The 21,404-nt window shown below is 71.9% G+C and carries 12 protein-coding genes; 9 read left to right on the top strand and 3 right to left on the bottom strand.

Annotation, left to right across the window (positions count from 1 at the left end; translation table 11 throughout):
• Positions 1 to 137 precede the first annotated feature (137 nt).
• Positions 138 to 2,819 (top strand): AAA family ATPase, encoded by a 2,682-nt coding sequence (locus OHT57_RS07525; RefSeq protein WP_328745269.1) that lies wholly within the window; start codon positions 138 to 140, stop codon positions 2,817 to 2,819.
• On the opposite strand, the gene OHT57_RS07520 is transcribed toward OHT57_RS07525, so the two are convergent.
• Together OHT57_RS07520 and OHT57_RS07515 are read right to left on the bottom strand one after the other, a co-directional pair.
• Positions 2,785 to 5,586, bottom strand: a complete 2,802-nt coding sequence (locus OHT57_RS07520; RefSeq protein ID WP_328745268.1) for an ATP-binding protein — start codon at positions 5,584 to 5,586, stop codon at positions 2,785 to 2,787. The two genes, OHT57_RS07525 and OHT57_RS07520, sit on opposite strands and share 35 nt — an antisense overlap.
• A gap of 53 nt (positions 5,587 to 5,639) precedes the next feature.
• Positions 5,640 to 6,062, bottom strand: a complete 423-nt coding sequence (locus OHT57_RS07515; protein WP_443053601.1) for a cupin domain-containing protein — start codon at positions 6,060 to 6,062, stop codon at positions 5,640 to 5,642.
• 307 nt (positions 6,063 to 6,369) lie between these two features.
• On the opposite strand from OHT57_RS07515, the gene OHT57_RS07510 reads away from it, so the two are divergent.
• The 8 genes from OHT57_RS07510 (at position 6,370) to OHT57_RS07475 (ending at position 17,404) form a co-directional block, all read left to right on the top strand.
• The gene (locus tag OHT57_RS07510; RefSeq protein WP_328745267.1) at positions 6,370 to 7,359 is read left to right on the top strand and encodes an ROK family glucokinase; all 990 of its coding nucleotides are present in this window, start codon (positions 6,370 to 6,372) and stop codon (positions 7,357 to 7,359) included.
• Between the two features lie 136 nt (positions 7,360 to 7,495).
• Positions 7,496 to 8,929, top strand: coding sequence for a sugar porter family MFS transporter (locus tag OHT57_RS07505; protein WP_328745266.1), 1,434 nt, complete (start codon positions 7,496 to 7,498; stop codon positions 8,927 to 8,929).
• A complete protein-coding gene (locus OHT57_RS07500; protein ID WP_328745264.1) occupies positions 8,926 to 9,219 on the top strand; it encodes a WhiB family transcriptional regulator in 294 nt (97 codons plus the stop codon). Before OHT57_RS07505 ends, OHT57_RS07500 begins: the two co-directional genes overlap by 4 nt.
• Positions 9,220 to 9,488: 269 nt before the next feature.
• Entirely contained in the window at positions 9,489 to 12,233 is a 2,745-nt protein-coding gene (locus OHT57_RS07495) for an ATP-binding protein (RefSeq protein WP_328745263.1), read from the top strand.
• Between the two features lie 278 nt (positions 12,234 to 12,511).
• Positions 12,512 to 15,283, top strand: coding sequence for a helix-turn-helix transcriptional regulator (locus OHT57_RS07490; RefSeq protein WP_328745262.1), 2,772 nt, complete (start codon positions 12,512 to 12,514; stop codon positions 15,281 to 15,283).
• A gap of 139 nt (positions 15,284 to 15,422) precedes the next feature.
• Complete coding sequence (locus OHT57_RS07485) at positions 15,423 to 15,692, top strand: hypothetical protein (RefSeq protein WP_328745261.1); 270 nt, start codon at positions 15,423 to 15,425, stop codon at positions 15,690 to 15,692.
• A 235-nt stretch (positions 15,693 to 15,927) separates the two neighbouring features.
• Positions 15,928 to 16,803, top strand: a complete 876-nt coding sequence (locus tag OHT57_RS07480; RefSeq protein ID WP_328745260.1) for a DUF3592 domain-containing protein — start codon at positions 15,928 to 15,930, stop codon at positions 16,801 to 16,803.
• 250 nt (positions 16,804 to 17,053) lie between these two features.
• Positions 17,054 to 17,404 (top strand): hypothetical protein, encoded by a 351-nt coding sequence (locus tag OHT57_RS07475; protein ID WP_328745259.1) that lies wholly within the window; start codon positions 17,054 to 17,056, stop codon positions 17,402 to 17,404.
• 7 nt (positions 17,405 to 17,411) lie between these two features.
• Here OHT57_RS07475 and OHT57_RS07470 read toward each other — a convergent pair whose 3' ends face one another.
• Positions 17,412 to 21,302, bottom strand: coding sequence for a carboxypeptidase regulatory-like domain-containing protein (locus OHT57_RS07470; protein ID WP_328745258.1), 3,891 nt, complete (start codon positions 21,300 to 21,302; stop codon positions 17,412 to 17,414).
• Positions 21,303 to 21,404 lie beyond the last annotated feature (102 nt).

Genomic DNA, 21,404 nt, shown 5'->3' with positions numbered 1-21,404 from the left:
GTCGGCACCATCAGTCAAATGACCCGCGAGTCGCCGCGCAGTCACGTGACTGATGTTCGCCCTCGCCGGCCGGTGCACGGTGAGCTCAGGTCTTCCCGCCGTGCGGTGGGAGGACGGAGCGAACGTACGGAGTACCCATGTCACTCGGCTCGCGCGTCGAACCGTCGCCCCGGACTCCCTCCGAGGACGCCGGTCAGCCCCTTGATGTGGTGGGGCGTGCGCGGCACCTCCAGGAGATCACGGAGCTGCTCGGGCAAGGCTCGACCGCGGCCCGTGCCCTGCTGCTCTCGGGAGAGCCGGGTGTGGGCAAGAGCGTGCTGCTCCGTGAGGTCGCCAGAGCCATGTCCGAGGCGGGTGCCCGGGTTCTCTCGGCCGCCGGCGTCCGGTCCGAGGCCGAACTCGCCTACGCCGGTCTGCACCAGTTGCTGTTGCCGCTGAGCGACCTGATCGAGCGCCTGGTAGACCCCCATCGCAGGGTGCTGCGCAGTGCGCTCGGCTACGGGGGCGACCCGGTGCCCGACGGCCGTCACGTCGCCGACTCGGTGATCTCTCTGCTGCACCGGGCGGCAATCGAACACCCCGTGTTCATCGTCGTGGACGATCTCGCCGGTTTCGACCTGGCCTCTTCGGTGGTGCTGGGCCTCGTCGCGCGTCGGGCGGGCAGCCGCTTCGGATTCCTCGCTGCCTGCAGATCGGGAACCGGGACCTTCTTCGAGCGGGCCGGACTCCCCGAGTACGAGTTGCCGCCGCTGGATCGCGACGCGGCGGCGGAACTGCTCAGGGTCCGTTGCCCGGGGCTGGCCGAACCGGCGCGGGAGCGTGTCCTGGCGCAGGCGCGGGGCAATCCGCTGGCGCTCGTGGAGCTGCCCGCCGAGCTGAGCGGCCCGCAACGCGACGCGCTGACCGATCCGCACGACGCACTGCCACGGTCCCCGCGTCCACGGAACCGCCACGCCGCGCGCGTGGCCCGCCTCCCGGCCGCGTCGCGCCGGCTCCTGCTGCTCATGGCCCTCGACGGCACCGGAGATCCGGGCGTCCTCCATGTCGGACCGGACGACCCGACGGTTCTCGCGGCGCTGTCAGCGGCGGAATCGGACCGTCTGATCACCTTCGTCGGTACGAACCACCGGGTCGACTTCCGCCATCCGTTGACGAGGGCCGCGGTCGTCGAGACCAGCACCCTGAACGAGCGCTGCCAGGCCCATCGCGCGCTCGCCGAGATCCGCGCGGCGGTACCCGAGCGCCGGGCCTGGCACCTGGGCCGGGCCACCCTGGTTCCCGACGAGCGTGTCTCCGCCCTCCTGGAGGAGGCCGGGCACCGCGCCGCCCGGCGAGGTGACGCCACGGCAGCGGTCGCCGCCTTCACCAGGGCCGCCGAACTGAGCCCGCGCCCCGCGGACCGCGCACGCCGGCTGACCCGGGCCGCCCATCTGCGCGCCGACGCGACCGGTGAGCTGCGGGCGGCCTCGGAGCTCCTCGACCGGGCCCGGTACGCGGATCCGGAGGTCAGCAGGTCGCCGCTGACCGCCGCCACAAAAGCGCTCCTCCTGCTCAACGGCGGTGACGGCGACATCGACATGGCTCACCGCCTCCTGGTGGAGGCCATCGAGACCGGAAGCCACGGACACGACGGCGAGGACGACGCCCTCGTCGAGGCACTGCACCTGCTGCAGCGGGTGTGCTGGGCCGGGGGCCGGGACGCCCTGTGGAAGCCTTTCCTCGCGGTCCTCGGCCGTCCGGAGCCGGCGGCGGCGCCGCACATGGCCGCCGTGAATCCCGACCGGGTCACGGAACCGCGGGACGTCTCCTGGGACGTGGTCCGCCGAGGACGCCGGGGCGGCCACGTACGCCGGTACATCGACGCGCTCGCACAGCTGTGCCTGGAGGATTTCCCGGCCGGCCGGTGGGCGGAGGCCGAAACGCTGGCCGCCGAGGGGCTGAGCATCTGCGAGGAGCGTCAATACCCCTTCTTCTCCTGGCATTTCGTGTACCACCAGGCTCTGCTCGCCGCCGTCCACGGGCACTTCGAGGAAAGCCGGGGCATGGCCGACCGGATCACGCAGTGGGCCGTGCCTCGTGGAGTTCTGACGGCGGCAACCTTCGCCGACCACGCAAGGGTCCTCGCCGAACTCGGTGCCGGCGACTACGAATGCGCGTACCGCCACGCCGTGGCGATCAGCCCTGCGGGCCGACTCGCGTCCCATGCTCCGTACGTGGTGTGGGCCTGCATGGACCTGGTGGAAGCAGCGGTGCACACCCGGCGCACCGCTGAGGCGAGGGCGCACGTGCGTGCGTTGCAGGAGGCCGGTGTCGCTGCCCTCTCTCCGCGGCTGGCGCTGCTGGTGGCCGGCTCGGCCGCGCTGGTCGCATCCGATGACGACGCGGTCCGGTGTTTCGAGCAAGCACTGGCCGTCCCGGGAGCGCGGGACTGGCCCTTCGATCTGGCGCGGATCCGGCTGGCCTACGGAGAGCGCCTCAGGCGCATGCGCTTCGTCACGCAGGCCCGAGCCCAACTGGACGCGGCGGCCGAGGTGTTCGAGCACCTGGGCGCCCGGCCGTGGGCCGACCGGGCCATGGGAGAACTCCGCGCCACCTACCGGTCCCGGAGCGGAGCGAAGCACGGCTCCGTGACTCTCACCGCACAGGAGCAGGAGATCGCCGCACTCGCCGCCGCCGGAATGACCAACAAGCAGATCGGGGAACGTCTCCACCTCTCGCCCCGAACCGTGGGTTCGCACCTCTACCAGCTGTTCCCGAAACTCGGCATCGCCTCACGCGCGGCACTCAGGGACGCGCTCGCGTCTCTTCCCGCGCGGTGAGGGCCTCGCCGAGGGTCACCCGCGAGGTGATACCGAGCTTCGGGAAGATCCGGTGCAGGTGGGCCGCCACGGTCCGGTGGGAGAGGAACAGGCGTTCGCCGATCTGCTTGTTGGTCAGCCCGGCGGCGGCCAGTTCGGCGATCTGGTGTTCCTGCTCCGTGAGCGGGCTCGTCACCGGATTCTGGTGGGCCCCCCGAGTGGCGGTACGACCGGCGGCCCGCAGCTCCTCGGCCGCCCGCGCGGCCCAGGGAGCGGCCCCGAGACGGCGGAAGGTCTTGAGAGCGGCGGCGAGGTGCGGTCCCGCGTCCTTCCCGGCCCGTGCCCGACGCAGGTGCTGCCCGTAGGCCAGCCGGACTCGCGCGAGGTCGAAGGGCCAGCGCTCGGCACCGGGAACGGCGAGCGCCTCCTCGAAGGCGTCGGTGGCCCGGTCCTCGGGGGCGACGAGCGCGGCCGAACCGGCGGTGACCAGTGCCAGCCGGCCGGAGATGCCGGGCAGGCCCGTCTGCCGCATCACGGCGACATGGGCGAGCGCCTCGGCTCGGCGTCCGCTGCGGACGGCGGCTTCCACGAGGTCCATGGGCACCCACAACGCCAGCGGGGCATGCGCGGCCAGCTCGCCCGCAGGGCTGATCGCCGCCGCTTCGAGGTAGGCCTCCTCGTGGTCACCGCGTCCCAGGGCGGCCAGTGCCGTCATGTGACGCGCGAAGTGCTCGACGGTCCGGGCGCCGCGGGGTACCGCCCACTCCATGATCTCCTGTGCCAGTCCCCGCACCGTGCCGTCGTCGCCCCGCGCCGCGGCCAGCAGACCCCGGGCCCGGTGGAACTGCTGGGCCACCATCCGGTAGCCGTTGGCCTCGCACAGCGCCAGCCCCTCCGCGGCGAGACGGCCGCACTCGTCCCACCGCCCCGTCATGAAGTCGTCCTGGCACAGCACCACCAGCCCGATGAGAGCCGAGGCGACCGCACCGCCCGCGCGACCGTCCTCGACGACGGGCCAGAGCGCCGCACGGCACCCCGTCGCCCGGTCCACGAAGAGTGCCGCCATCGCGACCCGTTCGATGCGGCTCGGGTCCGTCTCCCGATGCAGGTCGTGGATCACCGCGTCGAGCAGGCCGAGGGCTGCCGCCGAGGAGCGTGCCGGATCGGAGTAGACGTCGCCGAGCAGTTCCTGGAGGGGAGGCATCGGCACGGTCAGTTGCGACATGGCGGCGTGATACGCGTTCCAGAGCTCGGGTCTGCCCGCGCACAGACAGACCCTGCGCAGGGTGCACAGCGCCTCGAAGAGCGCCTCGTCGTCGCCGTCGGACCGGCCGTCGCGGGTCGTGATGGCACCGACGAGGAGCCGGTGCGCGGTGTTGACGTCACCGTCGCGGTTGAGCAGCACCTGGGAGGCGGCGGCCGCCGCGCGCAACGACCCCCGCAGCCCGGGGTCGGCGCGGCGGGCCTCCACGAGCAGTTCGGCCGCCGTGCGCAGTTCGCCGGCGACGTCCGCGCCCACGAAGGCGGCTTCGGCCAGCCGTCTGCCGCGGTCCGCGGGGCCGGGAGTGAGGTCCGCGGACCGTACCAGCGCGTTGAACGCGCCGACGGCGTCGCCGCGTCGGCGGACCCGGTGGGCGGTGTGCTCAAGGAGCGCCGCGACCTGCTCGTCCGGATCGGTCGTGGCCTCGGCGAGGTGCCAGGCCCGTCGATCGGGTTGTCCGGTCAGCGCCTCGGCCAGAGCGTGGTGGGCGTCCAGCCGCTGACCGCTGGTCGAGCCCGACACGACGGTCGCGCGGATCAGCGGATGGTGGAAGGACAGCCGCCCCAGCCCTCGGTGCTCGATCCGCAGCAGTTGCGCCCGCTCCGCGGGGGCGAGAAGGGACAGCACGTCCTGGCCGACGGCGGCCCGCAGCACCGACAGGTCGCCGCCGCCCTCCAGCGCGGCCAGAAGCAGCAGCCGGCGGGTGGGGGCGGGCATCTCGGCGACCCGGGATGCATACAGGTCCTGCAGTCGACGGCTGAGCGGGAGTACGTCGGTGAGCACCACTCCCGCGCTGCCTCGCGCGTCGCCGAGCGCGCCCGGTAGTTCCAGCAGGGCCAGCGGGTTGCCCCGGGCCTGGGCGAGGACCCGCCGCAGCTCCCGCCCGGCGAGCAGCGGGAAGCGGGTGCCGACCAGGTCGGCCGCCGCCCTGTCGTCCAGCGGAGACACGGTGAACTCGGGAAGTCCCGCGCGTTCGAAGAAAATCTCGAACCCGGGACGGCAGGCCGCGAGAAGGCCCACCCGGCTCCCGCCCAGCCGCCGCGCCACGAACGCGAGCGCGGCGGCGCTCGCCCGGTCGACCCATTGCAGGTCGTCGACGATCAGCAGAACCGGACGGCCGCTCGCCGCCCGGCGGAGCAGCGCCAGGACGGCCCCGTAGAGGACCAGCCGATCCACGGGGGCACCGTCGCCCCCGCCCAGCGCCACGGTCAGCGCCTCGCGGTGCACCGGGTCGAGACCGCCGTACTCGTGCACCAGGGGTTCGAGTACGTGGTTCAGCCCGGCGAAGCTCAGATCCGCGAGGAACTCGACGCCGTCGGAGCGCAGGACCAGCGCACCGGCCGCCGTCGCCGCCGCAGCCGCGGCATCAAGGAGCACGGACTTGCCGACGCCCGGCTCCCCGGACAGCACCAGCACCCCGCCGTGCCCGAGCACCTGGTCGACGTACGACCGAAGCAGCTCCAGTTCCCGGTCGCGTCCTACGAGCACCTCGGTCGTGCTGTGCGGCAGCGACCCGTTACCGGCCACGGTGGCCCCCTTCGAGAACTGGTGCGGCGGACTCCTCGTCCCCGGACGGTGGTTCAGTCGGCGGTCGGCCGGGGGGCGCGCAGGTGGGACCGCTTCTCCAGCTCGTCCTCGTCGACCAGCGTGAGCATCGGCCGGCCGGGCGCGCACAGCATGATGACGACGTACTTGGCCGGCGTGTCCGACAGGGCGTTGCCGTTCCGGTAGTGGATCACGTCACCGCCCGGCTCCCAGAACGTCTCACCGGCCCTGATCACCCGCTCGGGCTCGCCTTCGAGCTCCCACCGGACGGCGCCTTCGGTGACGTAGCCGAAGCACGGCCCCGAGTGCCGGTGCGGTGGCGTTCCGGGGTGTCCCGGAGGCCACTCGACCACCACGGTCATCGCCGAAGCACCCTCCGGCACGAAGGGCGGCTTGACGTCCGCCAGCATCCTGGGCCCGGTCCCGTCCTGGCCCCCGTGCTCGTCGGCCCCGCTCATTGTCTCGTTGTCCAACACCGTGTCACGCCTCCATCCGATCGAACTGCTTCCCCAGCAAGACAAGGCGACGGGCGCGTGTGTGACACAACGAGCGACCGCAGTTGGTCGCAGTCGAATGACTCATGCAACTCGCCGACGGATTGCGGAAGCTGAGCCGGTAGCCGGACCGACGGCGAAACCATCGCCTTCACACGGTTCACCATGTGAGGAAACACACCATGTCTCTCGGCCTCGTCAGCCTGCACCGGTCAGGCGCACACACATGTCGGCACGGGCACCGTCGGTTCGACGGCGTGGGCGGTGCCGCGTGAACGAACAGAACGGCGGTCTGACCGTCGGCGTCGACCTGGGCGGCACGAAGATCGCCGCCGGGACGGTGGACCCCGCGGGGGAGGTCGTCTCCCGTGTCCGCATCCCCACCCCGAGCGACCCGGACCGGATCGCCGGCGCCATCGCCGAGGCGGTCCAGCAGGTGCGCAGGAACTGGGACGACGTCCGGGCGGTCGGCGTCGGGGCCGCCGGATACGTGGACGCGGACCGCTCGACGGTCAGGTTCGCACCCAACCTCGGTTGGCACGACAAGGAGATCCGGGACATCGTCCAGGAGGCCACCGGGCTTCCGGTCGTCGTCGAGAACGACGCGAACGCCGCCGCCTGGGGCGAGTTCATCCACGGAGCGGGTGCCGGACACGACGACATGCTGATGGTCACGGCGGGCACCGGCCTGGGGGGAGGCATCATCAGCAGGGGCCGGCTCTTCCGTGGCCGCTTCGGCATGGCGGGCGAGATCGGCCACTACCGGGCGGTTCCCGACGGCCTGCGCTGTCCCTGCGGCCAGTACGGCTGCATGGAGCAGTACGCCAGCGGCGCGGCCCACACGCGCCGGGCCCGCGAGATGGCGGCCGCCGATCCGGCCCGTGCGGCGGCGGTGCTCGCGCTGGGCGACGGTACTTACGGCGGCCTCGACGGGCACCATCTGACCGAGGCCGCCCTCGGCGGAGACCCCTTCTCCCTCGATGTGTTCGCGCGGTCGGGCCGCTGGCTGGGCCAGGCCCTCGCCGACCTCGCCTCCATCCTCGACCCGTCCGTCCTCGTCATCGGCGGCGGCCTCGGCGACACCGGCGAGCTGATCAGGCGTCCGGCGGAGATCTCCTACCGACGGGCCCTCGGCGGCGGCGAGCACCGCGTCTACGCCGAGGTCCGCACCGCCACCGTCGGAGCGGACGCCGGCCTCGTCGGCGCGGCGAACCTCGCCCGTCTCCACGAACTGCTCTCCGCCCCCGTGGTCGGAGTCTGAGCGGCGGCACGCCCGCCGACCGGGACGAAGCGCAGCGCCCGGTCCTCAGCGCAGTCGTCCTCCCGATCCACGTCCCCCACGACCGGTGCGGCCGCCTGCGCGGTCGGGCACCCGTCCTGTGAAGGAGTCCTTGTCCATGACCGCGAACGCCTCTTCCGCGGGGCGGGCCCACTCAAGGGCCGCGCTCCGCCCGACCAACCTCCGGCGTGTCACCTCCATCTCGGCGGCCGCGTCGATCGGCGGCTTCCTGTTCGGCTACGACAGTGCCGTCATCAACGGTGCCGTCACCGGAATCCAGCATCGCTTCGACGTCACCTCCAGCGAGACGGGCACCATCGTCGCCTCCGCTCTGCTCGGTTCCGCCTTCGGAGCGGCGGTCGCCGGACGTCTCGCCGACCGCGTCGGCCGTCGGCGCGTGATGCACCTCGCCGCGGTTCTCTTCGCGATCAGCGCGCTCGGCTCGTCGATGCCCTTCTCCGTCTGGGACCTGGGCGCCTGGCGCATCGTCGGTGGTGCGGCGATCGGCCTCGCCTCGCTGATCGGGCCCACCTACATCGCCGAGGTCGCGCCGCCCGACCACCGCGGGCGGCTGGCCTCGTTCCAGCAGGCGGCCATCGTGCTCGGCATCACCGCCTCCCAGCTCGTCAACTGGGGCATCGCCCAAGGAGCCGACGGCAGGAGCGAGAACCCGCTGGGCGCCCTGCACGCCTGGCAGTGGATGCTCATGGCCGCGGTCGTACCGGCGCTCGCCTACCTGCTGCTCACCCTGCGCATCCCGGAGTCACCGCACTTCCTCGTCGCGAGGGGCCGTGAGACAGAGGCCCTTGCCGTACTGCGCGACCTTCAGGGCACGTACACGGGCGCCGAGGAGCGGCTCGCCGAGATCCATCACGCGCTCAAGACCGACCACAGGCCGCGGGTACGTGATCTGCTCGACGGCCGCTTCGGGCTGCTGCCGATCGTGTGGGTCGGCATCGGGCTGGCCGTCTTTCAGCAGCTCGTCGGCATCAACGTCATCTTCTACTACTCGTCGCTGCTGTGGCAGTCCGTGGGCATCGACCAGGCCGACTCCCTTCTGATCAGCCTCTCCACGTCGATCGTCAACATCGTCGGAACCGTCGTGGCGATGCTGCTGATCGACCGGGTCGGCCGCAAGCCGCTCGCCCTGACCGGTTCGGCCGGCATGGCCGTGTCGCTGGCCGTCGCGTCCTGGGCGTTCTCGTACAAGACGGGAAGCGGCGGCAGCCTGTCCATTCCGGACACCCAGGGCACCGTGGCGCTGGTCGCCGCCCACACCTTCGTGTTCTTCTTCGCGGTCTCCTGGGGTGTCGTGCTGTGGGTGATGGTCGGCGAGATGTTCCCGCTGAGGATCCGCGCCGCCGCGATGTCGGTGGCGACCGCCGCGAACTGGATCGCCAACTGGGCCGTCACCGAGAGCTTCCCCCGCATGTCGGACTGGAACCTGTCGTCCACCTACGCCGTCTACGCGGGCTTCGCCGCGCTCTCGTTCGTCTTCGTCGCCGTCCGCGTGCGCGAGACCAACGGCAGGAAACTGGAGGAGATGACATGACAGCGCAGGACACACCATCGGCCCCCGCCGCGGTGAACTGGTGCGGGGCGGCCAACTGCCGAGACTCCGACATCAGGACCTTCTTCCCGCCCCCGGACGACCGGAACGCCGTCCGGCGGGCACTTGCCCTCTGTGAACGGTGCCCGGTGCGGATCCCGTGTCGCCGGTACGCCCTCGACCACCGGGAACGGCACGGGATCTGGGGCGGCCTGACCGAGGAGACCCGCGAAACGCTCATCCGCATCGGGCCGCCGTCCGCCGTACAGGGAACCCGCGCGAAGCCATCCTGAGGCCGGACCGATGTCCCACGCCACCGAAGCCGACAGAACCGGCCGAAGCCACCAGCGCGGCCGGTTCTGCCGTGCGACCACCCGCGCATCAGGGCTTCGGCGCTGTGTCACGGACGAAAGCCGAGTCGTTCTACCGATGGTGTGATCGCGCCCAGGGTGTAATGGGCCGCGGCTAGGATGCCGTGCAACGTGACTCCTGCACGGAGGAAGCCGCACATGCTCAGCCCAGCAGCCGGAACCCTCCTGAGACCGAACCAGGCACCCGCGCGATGATCGGCCGGGACGAGGAGTCGCGACTCCTGCGGGGACTGCTGGCGGACACCGCGGCCGGACGCGGCGGTGCGCTGTTGATCCACGGCACAGCCGGCGTCGGCAAGTCGGCTCTGCTGCGCTCGGTCGGCGACGAGGGCACCGAGGGCGGTTTCACGGTACTGAGCACGGCCGGTGTGGAGACCGAGTTGTGGCTGCCGTTCGCGGCTCTGCAACTGCTGCTGCAACCGGTCGCCGACGCCATCGGGAAGCTGCCGTCCCCACACCGGGCCGCGCTTGTCGACGCGTTCAGCGCCACGCAGGCCGAGCCCCATATCTTTCAGGTCGCGCTCGCCGTGCTCGAACTGCTCGCCGACGCGGCCGACGGGCAACCGCTCCTGCTGCTCGTCGACGATCTGCAGTGGGTCGATTCGCCGAGCCGGGACGTCCTCGCATTCGTCGCCCGGCGCACCCGCGATCTTCCCGTACTGCTCGTGGCGGCGTCCCGGCTCCACGCTCCCGACTCCTACGCCCCGAGCACACAGCCGGAGCTCCACCTGCGACCACTGGGCCGGTCGGCCGCCGCCGAACTGCTCGACGCGGGCGCACCGGGACTGTCGGCGCCGCTGCGGGCCCTCGTCCTGGAGCGCGCCGCAGGCAACCCGCTGGCCCTCGTCGAACTGCCCAAGACGGTGCACGACATGGGCACGCAGCCGGCCGACCTGCCCCTCACCCAGCGGCTGGAGGACGCGTTCGCCGCGCGTACGGACTCGGCGAGCCCCGGGTGCCGTACCCTCCTGCTGGCCCTGGCCGCCGAGCCCAGCGCACCACTGAACCGGCTCCTGGACGTGGCGAGCAGCCTGAGTGAGGCGGTGGTCTCACTGGACGTGGTGCAGGAGGCGGTCGACGCGGGCCTGGTCGGTCTGGTCGGCCGTACCCTCGTGTTCCCGCATCCGCTGATGCGCTCGGCGATCTACACCCGCGCCACGGTCGCCGACCGGCTGGCGACCCACCGCGCCATCGCCGCGGCCATGGCCGACACCCCCGAACGCCAGCTCCTCCACCTGGCCACCGCGATGCTCGGCCCGGACGAGGAACTCGCCGCACGGCTGGAACGTTTCGCGGACACGGCGCTGGCCCGGGGCAAGGTGGCCTCGGCCGTACCGGCCCTGCGCCAGGCCGCCGAACTCGTCCAGGACCCGCGCCGCAGGACCGAAATCCTGGTCCGGGCGGTCGAGTCGGCCAGCGAGATCAACGACCGTGTGCACACCCAACTGCTGCTGGACCAGGCCGACATGAGTGAACTCGGCCCGCTGGAGCGGGCCCGCCTCATGGTCGTGTCCGACAAGGCGGCCTTCGAACCCGACGAGCCGCACCGCCGGATCGAGGACATGGTGACGACCGCGGCCGGCGCGTTCGACACAGGCGACGTACCAGTCGCCGAGAATCTGCTGTGGCGGGCCGCCGCCAGGTGCTTCTTTCAGGACGGCGACGCCCGGGTGCGCTCGTTGGCCGCGGCCGAGCTGGACCGATGGAACCCGGATCCGGACTCTCCCGTCGTCCTGACGGTACGGGCGTACACCGAACCGTACCGATACGGCGCCGAGGTGATCACACGGCTCGGCAGCCTCGGGCCGGATCGCCTGGACGGCCGGATCATGCATTTCCTCGGCAGCGGCGCGATGGTCCTGGGCGACGCCACTCTCGCCGCCCGGTACCTGACACTGGCGGCCACCGTGTGGCGGTCGCAGGGCAGACTCGGGCTGCTCGCCCGGTCACTCGCGGGCAGTTGGCCGCGGGTGTACCTCGGTCAGCTCGATCGGGCCCGCGAGGAATCCGGTGAGGGACTCGCCCTGGCCGAGGAGACCGGGGAGTGGATCGTCTGGCTGGGAGTGAAGGCGACGGGGAGTCTGGTGGCGGCGATACGCGGGGACACCGAGGACGCGGCACGGATGCTCGGCGAGCTGCGCACCCACCGGCTGTTCCCCGGCATGCCGTTCGCCGCCGTGATGGGGCAGCAGGTCGAGGGTCTGCTCGCACTCTTCGACGGCCGCTCGGCCGAGGCGTACGACAATTTCGCGCGCGCGTTTGATCCGGCCGACCCGCACTACCACTCGGTCAGCCGCTGGCTGCTCGCACCGGACCTGGCGGACGCCGCGGTGGCCGCGGGCACCGTGGCGCAGGCCCGGGAACTACTCGACGGACTGCCCGAGTTGGCCGCCCGACTGCCCTCGGAAATGATGGTGGTGGCTCACGCCTACACCGAGGCGGTGCTGGCGCCGGACGACACGGCGACCGAGCGCTACACCGCGGCGCTGGCCGCGTTGCCCGCCGGCTGGGCCCTGGCGCGGGCCCGGCTGCACCTGCACCACGGCCGCCGGCTGCGCCGACAACGGCACAACGTCGACGCCCGCAACCCGCTGCGCAGCGCCCGCGACGAGTTCGACCGGATCGGCGCGCGGCCGTGGGCCGAGATGGCCCGCGAACAGTTGCGTGCCGCCGGCGAGTCGAGCGGCCGACGGCACGCGAACACCAGCGACCGGCTGTCGGCCCAGGAGATGCAGATCGCGGTGCTCGCGTCGCAGGGGCTGAGCAACCGGGAGATCGGCCAGCGCCTGTTCATCTCGCACCGCACCGTCGGAGCCCATCTGTACCGCGTCTATCCCCGCCTGGGCATCACCAGCCGCGGCAAGCTCGCCGCGGCACTCGCCGCACTCCAGGACGGACACCCGGCGAGCGACGCGGCAGGCGCAGACGCAGGGTGAGGACACGTGGTCGCCCGCCTGCTCGGCTCTCGGCCGCACAGGCCCGGCGACGGCCGACCGCGCCCTTGAAAACCGCAGGTGACCGCGTGGTCGTCCGCGGGTGATCCGTGGCCACACCTCCGGAACCGCCCTGACCAGCACCGTCACACAGGGCGGCCAAGCCCGCTCAGCCGCTCTGCGGGCCCGCAGGCGAGCCGACGCGGCACGGTCGATCATGGGCATGGCGATCAACGGACGGATTACCATACCGAGCGAAGAGTCCTGACAAGGGAGCGGCCATGGCGAGGCGCGGTTCACGGGCCGGGCTTCTCGGCAGGGAGAACGAATGTGAGGCTCTCGACGATCTCGTGGCAGGTGCCAGAGCAGGGCGCAGTGGTGTCCTGGTGCTGCGCGGTGAGCCCGGGATCGGCAAGACCGAGCTGCTGAGACATCTCCTCACCCGTGCCACCGGCTGCCGCACCATCAGAGCGGCAGGCGTCCAGTCCGAGATGGAGCTCTCCTACGCTGGCCTGCACCAGCTCTGCGCTCCTCTGCTCGCCGGTCTCGACCAGCTGCCCGAGCCCCAGCGTGACGCGCTCGGCACGGCCTTCGGTCTGCGCGCCGGCGCCGCGCCCGACCGGTTCCTCGTGGGTCTGGCCACTCTGAGTCTCATCGCGGACGCCGGAGGTGACCAGCCGCTGATCTGCCTCGTCGACGACGCGCAGTGGCTGGACGAGGCGTCCGCGCTGACCTTGGAGTTCGTGGCGCGCCGCCTGCTCGCAGAATCGGTTGTGCTCGTCTTCGCCGTCCGTGAACCCAGTGCCGGGCGTGCTCTCGGCAGCCTTCCCGACCTGTCCGTCACGGGACTGACCGAGCGCGACTCCCGGACACTGCTCGACTCGGTCGTCACCGGACCGCTCGACGAACGGGTGCGCGACCGCATAGTCGCCGAGTCACGCGGCAACCCACTGGCCCTGCTCGAGCTGCCACGCGGGCTGACCGCGGCGGAGACGGCCGGGGGATTCGAACCTCCGGACGCACGGCCGCTGTCGAGTCAGATCGAGCAGGGGTTCCTCCGCCGCGTCCAGGCGCTGCCGTCCGACTCGCGACGCCTGTTGTTCATCGCCGCCGCCGAACCGCTGGGCGACGTCACACTGCTGCGGCGCGCGGCCCGGCGCCTGGGCATCGACGCCGACACCGCCGGGTCGCACGAAGGTGCGATGGACCTGATCGCCCTCGGCAACCGGGTACGGTTCCGGCACCCGCTGGTGCGCTCGGCGGCCTATCGAGCAGCAGGCCCGGGCGAACGCCGAGAGGTGCACAAGGCGCTGGCCGACGCCACCGATGCCCGGCTCGACCCCGACCGCCGGGCCTGGCACCTGGCCGACGCCGCCTCGGGACCCGACGAGACAGTGGCCGCCGAACTGGAGCGCTCCGCGGGCCGAGCCCACGCGCGCGGTGGCATCGCTGAAGCCGCCGCGTTCCTCCAGCGTGCGACCGCGCTGACACCGGATCCCACGCGACGCGCACAGCGCGCGCTGGACGCGGCACAGGCGAAACTCCACGCCGGGGCGTTCGAGTCGGCTGCCGGCCTCCTCGCCTCGGCGGCGGCCGGGCCCCTGGACGAACCGGGCCGCGCGCGGACAGAGGTGCTGCGCGCCGGGATCGCGTTCGGCCAGAACCGTGGCGGTGAGGCCCCGCAGCTGCTGCTTGCCGCCGCTCGCCGGTTCGGCCGGCTCGATGTCGCGATTGCCCGTGAGATCCACCTGGACGCCGTCGCGGCGGCGATATTCGCCGGCCGCCTGGCGCGCGGCCCGGGACTGCGGGAGGCGGGCGAGGCCGCCCGTGAGGCACCGCCGGCACAGCAGCCAGGGGTGTCCGACCTCGTGTTGGACGCCCTCGCGGTGCGACTCACCGACGATTACCCGGCCTCGGTGCCGATGATGGAGCAAGCACTCGAGACGCTCTGCGACGAGCGGCTCCCCGTACAGGAACAGCTTCGCCGACTCTGGCTGGCGTCGGTCATCGCCTCGGATCTGTGGGACGACGAGCACTGGCACACGGCCGCGACCCGGCATGTGGCGATCACCCGCGAGGCCGGAGCGCTCAGCGCTCTTCCCGACGCTCTCGACTCCCGGGTGTTCGTCCACCTCCTTGCCGGGGAGCTCACGACGGCCGAGTCGCTGATCGAGGAGATCGCGGAGGTGTGCGCGGCCACCGGGAACACCAACCCGGGACGGGTCGGCCCCCTCGGTCTGGCTGTCTGGCGTGGCCGCGAGGGCGAGGCCCGTGCGCTGATCGACGCGAACCTGGGGGAGGCGGTGCCGCGGGGCCAAGGGGCCACTGTCACCGTCACACGCTGGTACGAGGCGGTGTTGTGCAACGGGCTCGGCCAGTACGCGCAGGCGCTGGCCGCGGCCAGGGAGGCGGCCGCCGAGCCGCGGGAGTTCTCCTCGCCCCGGTGGGCCCTGGTCGAGCTGATCGAGGCCGCCGTGCGGAGCGGTTCACCCGAGTCGGCCACCGACGCGCTGGAGCGGGTCTCGGAGACGACGCGAGCCAGCGGCACGAACTGGGCCCTGGGTGTGGAAGCGCGCTCGCGGGCGCTGCTCAGCGAGGGCGACTCCGCCGACCGGCTCTACCGTGAGGCGATCGAGCGACTCGGCCGGACCCGGGTCCGTATGGAACTCGCCCGTGCGCATCTCCTCTACGGGGAGTGGTTGCGCCGCGAGAACCGGCGTGTCGACGCCCGTGCCCAACTGGACATCGCACACGAGATGTTCAGCCGATTCGGGGCGCAGTCGTTCGCCGAACGCGCGCGAGGCGAGTTGCAGGCCACGGGGGCGAGGGTCCGCACCCACACGGTCGCGACGCCCACGGCTCTCACCTCGCAGGAGGCGCAGATCGCCCGGCTCGCAGGGAAAGGGCTCACCAACCCCGAGATCGGTGCCCAGTTGTTCATCAGCCGGCACACGGTCGAATGGCACCTCCGCAAGGTGTTCTCGAAGCTCGGCATCTCCTCCCGCCGGGAGATCCGTGCCATCCAGTTCGACGGCGAGGCCACATCGGCCTGATCCGGGCGGCCGGTACCGCGGATGCCAACGTTGTGACACTGTCACAGAAACTTCGGCTGCCCGGTCATCACTTCCGAACGAATGACTCAGCGGGCGGGACCGGCGGGCCCCGTGCGTGCACCGGACCCCAGGAACTGACATGGAGACAACAGTGTTCGAGCACCGGACAGAGGCCGAGATGAGGCTGTTCTCCGAGAAGAGGGCCAAGGAGCTCGCCTTGAAAAGGCGGCAACAGGAGAGTGACGGGAACAACGACTCCACCGAGAAGACGGACGCAGCGCACGGTGGCCCCCAAGAGAACAGCGACATCACCGAAAGCGATGACGCCGTCGATCCACCGTCCCGGGCCGGCGAGGCACACGTGACCATGGGATCGACGACCACCGTGGACCCGGAGCGAGCGGACTGACCCCGGTACGGACCGGGTGATGACGGCGATGATCCTTTGAAGGCACACGGTCGGCCCCGGCACAGGCCCGTTCCGGGGCCGAGCCTCAAGACCGGAACGACAGCAGCTCCTGGCCCAGAGCGGTCGCTGCTGTGAGGGAACTGTCGCCTCGGGCCGGCTCGCCGAATCCAGGGAGATGGCCGTCCCGGCCCGAACCTGGGATCGGTAGGAGTCCATGCAGCGAGAGCCTCGCTGCATGGACCTGCAGAGGATGCTCGGGCTGTGGTGGACGGTGCCCGCTGGGCTGGCGTTGTTGGGCTACGCGTGTTCGCTGGCCGGGCTGACCCGGCCGCAGCGGGCGGTGTGGGTGACGGCCCGGGTCGTGGAGGTGCATCCGCCGGTACACGGTGAGTCGGGGAATCACGGGATACCGGTGACGATCGAGTACCAGGACCCCGGCACCGGGCGGGAGTTCAGGCTGCGGCACGAGAACAAGCGTGGCGACCGGGTGCTGGTGGCCTGGGTGGGGCAGGAGTTCCCGGTCCGGTTCCCGCGGCGGCGGCCGGAGCGGTTCTATCTCATGCTGGACAGCGAGGGGCGGACCGCCGGGGTCGACGGGCCGAACTGCATGGTGATCCTGCTGGTGTTGGGACTGGTCGTCCAGTCGTTCTTCGCGTGGGGCTGGCAGTGGGGGCTGATCTGCGTCGGTGGCCTGCTGCTCCTCGTCGTCGCACTGAGCCGTGACGGCGAGTACGCCCGTGCCCGCGTCGCTCAACTGGCGGAGGGCGTCACCGTCCAGGGGCGCGTGGTCGCCGTCACCAGGGACGTCCACACCGACGGCGAAGGCGGCGAGAGCGTCAGCCACGCCTCCGTCGTCGCCTTCACCACCCACGAGGGGGTCGAGGTCACCGCACTGTGCACGCAGGGCATCCGGGACATCGCCGCGTCCCTCGGCCGCGCCATCCCCCTCCGGTACGCGCCCGCCGACCCGTCCCTCCTCACCGCCGACCCCGACCACGAACGCCGTGAGCGCACGTCGGACATCAGGTTCATCACCACTCTGCTGCTCACGGGGATCGCCACGATCGGAGTGGGCGGCTACTGCCTCTACCACCCCTGGCCTTTCACCTGACGAAGCAGGTCAGGGCCGCCCGGAGAAGGGGTGGAGATGGGTCGGCCGATGTGCGCGCGGCGGACCGAAGAGCGGACGCGCGAACGCGCGAACGCCAGGAATCCCTGCTCAGCACGTCGGCCGGCGAGAGGTCGTCCAGCGGGCCGAGCGGGTCCCGCTCGCGCTCCTCAGCGGATCGTGCGCGGCAGTTGACACAGCCTAGGACCTGCGACACCCGGTTCCGTATGCCCCGCCAGGCAAAGGGATGACGGTGATCGGGCACGTCCTGACCGAGACCGAGCACAATCAATCCCGGTCGCTGATCGACACACTGCGGCGGCTGCGGGCGGAGGGTGCCCTGCGCCCGGACGTGGACGTGCTCGTCATCGCGGACATGATGATCGGCAGCATCTACGCGTACTGCCTGCGCACCGGCGACCGGGACCCAGGTCTCGCGGACCGGATCGGCGCCGCACTGTGGCCCGTTCTCGCCGTCCGGGAGGAACCTGTCGGCCCGGCCCGCTTTCGCCGGAGCGCCGCGGTCGCGCCTTCCACGGCCTGGGCCGAGCCCTCCGCGACTGGTCGGTCGCGGAGGGCTGCGGCGGAAGGCATGGCCGGATGACGTCCCGTCAGCGCACGGTCATCCGCACCGGAACCAGCGGGTACGTGTACGGCGTGTCCGTGCCGACCGCGAGCGCGGCCGTATAGGTCCCGGCCACGTCCACCGCCTTCACGCCCGCGTCCAGCCGGACAGTGACGGTCAGACGCCGGCCGGGGGCGAGCGTACGGGTGACGGGTGTGGCGGAGAGCCAGCGGACGTCGGTCGACGGGACGCAGCTGTCGAGGCCCGGCAGCTGCTCGACGTTCGCATGGGCGTCGAAGACGCTCGGCGCGCCGCCGACACGGTAGAACCCGCAGGCACCGCCGGCCCGGTAGAGCGGCGTGCTGGCCGCGGGCAGGGCGGACCAGGTGCGCGCGGCCGGGTCGTAGGCGTAGCCGGCGCTGGTGACGGCCCCGAGCAGATTGCTGACCCCGCCGGAGAGGAGGAAGCGGCCGTCGGCGGTGGTGGCGGCCGAGGCCCAGAGGTCGATGGGAAGGTCGGTGATCGGAGTCCAGACGGCGGTGGCCGGGTCGTAGACGTAGCCGTGCCGCGTACCCTCCACCACGGTGGTGCCGCCCGCGCAGTACAGGGTGCCCGAGACGGCGCCGCAGCCGAGCCAGGAGATGGCCTCGGGGTAGGGGGTGGTGGTGGCCCAGGTGTCGGTGGCCGGGTCGTAGACCTGCACGGTGGTGGAGCCGGTGCAGTAGCCCTGGCCGCAGCCGCCGACCAGGTACCACTTGCCGTCGAGCGTGGCGGAGGCCGCTGCCGCGTACCCGGCGGGCGCCGGGGCTGCGGTGGACCAGGTGCGGTGCTGCGGGTCGTAGACCTCGGTGGTGGTCACGGTGTCGCCGTCCGCCGTCCAGCCGCCGGTGACGTACAACTTGCCGTTCAGGAAGGCGGACTGGGGTGACTCGCGGGGGGTCGGGTGGCCGCCGGGGATGGCCGTCCAGGCGGCGGTGACGGGGTCGTAGACGTAGCCGCCGGACAGGACGGAGGTTCCGTCGGTGCCGCCGACCGAGTAGACGCGGCCGTCCGGGCCGGTGGCTACGGCGTTGTCGATGACGGGGGTGGGGTAGTCGGCGAGGGAGGTCCAGGCCGAGGCGGCGGGGGCCACATCCGTGGACGTGGATGTGGACGTAGCCGCGGACTTCGACTTCGCCTTTGCCTTCGTCAGCCGGTCGGGGGTGTAGTCACCGGGGACGTACTGCGGGGCCGCCGCGCCGGCCTTCGTCGCCGTCGGGATGTCCCCGGACCGCTCCGTGAGGCTGACGGTGAGCGGGGCCGAACCGGTGTTGCGCAGGGTGACCTGGGAGGTGGTGGCCTTCCCCTTGCGGACGGTCCTCTCGACCGACGCCGGGCTGATCGCCAACCGTCCGGCGCGCAGCACCGCGTCGAGGCGGGTGGCGTGGTCGGCCTTGACGCTCAGTTTCCTCGTCGCGGTGGTGTAGTGCTCGGCGCTGAACGCGACCTGCTGACGGGCCGCCCGCGGCGCGAAGCGTACGTACGAACCGTCGCCCGCCGTGGTCGCCGTGGCGCCGGTCCTGCCGCTCACCGTCGCGCCGCTCAGCTGCCGGCCGGTGTTGCGGTCCGTCACCGTCCCGTACAACAGCCCGCCCGGCACCGGCTTGCAGGTCATACCGCCGAAGGCGACGTCGTCGACCTGCCAGTAGTAGGCGTAGTCGCCGTTGTAGCGGAACCGCACCTGGACGGCGGACTTCCCCGCCGCGTCCGGGAGGGCGATGCTCTGCGTCCCGGGGCCCGCGGAGTCGGTGTCGCGGTGCCAGACCGTCGACCAGGTGGTGCCGCCGTCGACACTGAGGTCGACATCGGCCTTGGAGTCGTCGTCGAACGGCTTGTAGAAGGTGCCGAAACGGACCGCGGGCGTGTCGTGGCCGGTCAGATCGAGAACCGGGGAGAGGAGGGAGGTGTTCTCCCGGTCGCCGTAGTAGCCGCTGTCGGCGATGGCGAAGTCGCCCGAGCCGCCGGTGAGGTTGCCGCGCCCGGCCGGATCGTCGAAGCGCCAGGTGTGGCCACTGCCGGTGACGCTCCACCCGGCAGGCGCCCGCGTGCCGTCGAAGGTCTCGGTGGCCTCGCTGAACGTCTGTGTGTATCCGGGCGCCACGCAGGCGGCGGCGTCGACCGGGATGCCGAAGTCCTTGCGGCCGGCCTTGGCGCCCACCGTCAGGTCGGCCGTCGTGACCTGGTACCCGGTGTAGACCGGGTCGACCTGGAGGGTGTAGGTGCTGTTGGCGGGCAGTTCGAGGGTGTAGCGGCCGGTCGCCGGGTCGGTGTACGTCCGGGTGGACGGCTCGTTGGTGACCTGGATGCCCGCGGAGAGCGGCCAGCCGTGCCCGGAGCCGTCCCGGATCCGCCCGCTGACGGTCACCAGCGGCTGGGCGGTGAGGGTGAAGTCCCGGGCCACGGTCGCGTCGTCGCCGACCTCGACGGCGGCCGGCGTGGTGCTGCCGTAGCCGAACCTGGCGGCCGTCACGTCGTACGTGCCCGCCGGGAGCGTCATGTCGTAGGTGCCGTCGGCGCCGGTCGTCGTGGCGTTCGCGCCGGCCGTGATCCGTACCCCGGCCACGGGGCCGCCGACGGACGGGTCGGTGACCTTGCCGGTCAGCCTGCCGTACGGGCCGGTGGTGAAGGCGGCTGTGCCGTTCGGGGTGCCGAGGCCGGTGGGGCCGTCCCAGCCGGGGCCGGCGGTGCACAGGTAGGCGGTGGCGCAGGTGCCGTTGGTGCCGCTGGTCACGTCGTTCAGCGCGCCGCTCGGCGCGCCGTCGGGGGCGCTGATGTGGGCGTACGGGTAGGCGTTGGGGTAGGTCTTCGCGCCCGGCTTTCCGGCGAGCGCGTAGGTGGCGGCGATGATCGGGGCGGACGCGCTGGTACCGCCGTAGACGCCCCAGCCGTGGTCCTCGTAGGTGTTGTAGACGGTGACGCCGGTCGCCGGGTCGGCGACGGCCGACACGTCCGCGACGGCGCGGTTGGCGCAGCCCCGGTCGGTCTGGAAGGACGGCTTGGGGGAGTAGGCCGAGCAGCCGCTGCCCGCCCCGGTCCACGCGGACTCGTTCCAGCCCCGGGTCGTCCCGCCGTCCCGGCTCAGCGAGGTCCCGCCGACCGCCGTGACGTACGGCAGTGTGGCCGGGTAGCTGTTGCCGTAGCCGTTGTCGCCGGTGCTGAAGGTGATCGCCACGCCCGGGTGCTTGTAGTAGTCGTCGCCGGGCAGGTCGCCGATCGCGCTCTCGCTCCCGCCCCAGCTGTTGGAGATGTAGGTGGCGCCGAGCGCGACCGCCGTGTTCTCCGCCTCGCCGAGGCCTTCGATGGACGGCTCGTCGGCCTCGACCAGCAGGATGTGACAGAGCGGGCAGGCGGCGCTGACCATGTCGAGGTCGAGGGCTATCTCACCGGCCCAACCCGCGTCGGGCTGTGGGTACTCGGTGCCGCCGCGCTGGTCGGTCTTGCGGAAGCAGCCGCTCGCGGTGGTGCAGGGCGGCAGGCCGAACTGGGAACGGTAGACGGCCAGATCGGCCTCGGCGTTCGGGTCGTCGTAGGCGTCGACTATGGCCACCGTGACGCCGGCCCCGGCCACGTCGGACGGCAGATCGTAGGCGCTCTGGAGGTCGGCGGGGCCCAACCCGGCCGGTGCCAGCAGGGGTTGGAGGCCTTTGCCGGTCTGCCGGACATCGTCGCGGGCGACCGCGAAACAGGCCATCTGGTGAGGCTTGTCGGGTCTCGCGCAGAGGGGGTGCGTCGGCACGGGTGCGGCGGTCGAGGCCGGCGGGGCCGTCGAGGCGGGCGAGACCGTCGCGGCCGTCGAGGCGGTGGCGGGCCGGGGGAGTGCCCAGAGCAGTGTCATCAGGATGCCGAACAGGGCGGTTAACGCGGCCAGTCGGGTACGGAGCAGTCTCATCTTGATCATCCGGGTCCTCACAGACCTTCATGGGTACAAGGGAAACGATCAGCCGGGAGCGTAATTCATGTACATGTCATGTGTGTGAAATTGTGCGCTCTTGACGGAACC

This window comes from Streptomyces sp. NBC_00285 (genome assembly GCF_036174265.1).
GTDB lineage: Bacteria > Actinomycetota > Actinomycetes > Streptomycetales > Streptomycetaceae > Streptomyces.
This window is presented reverse-complemented; position numbering and strand designations above follow the sequence as displayed.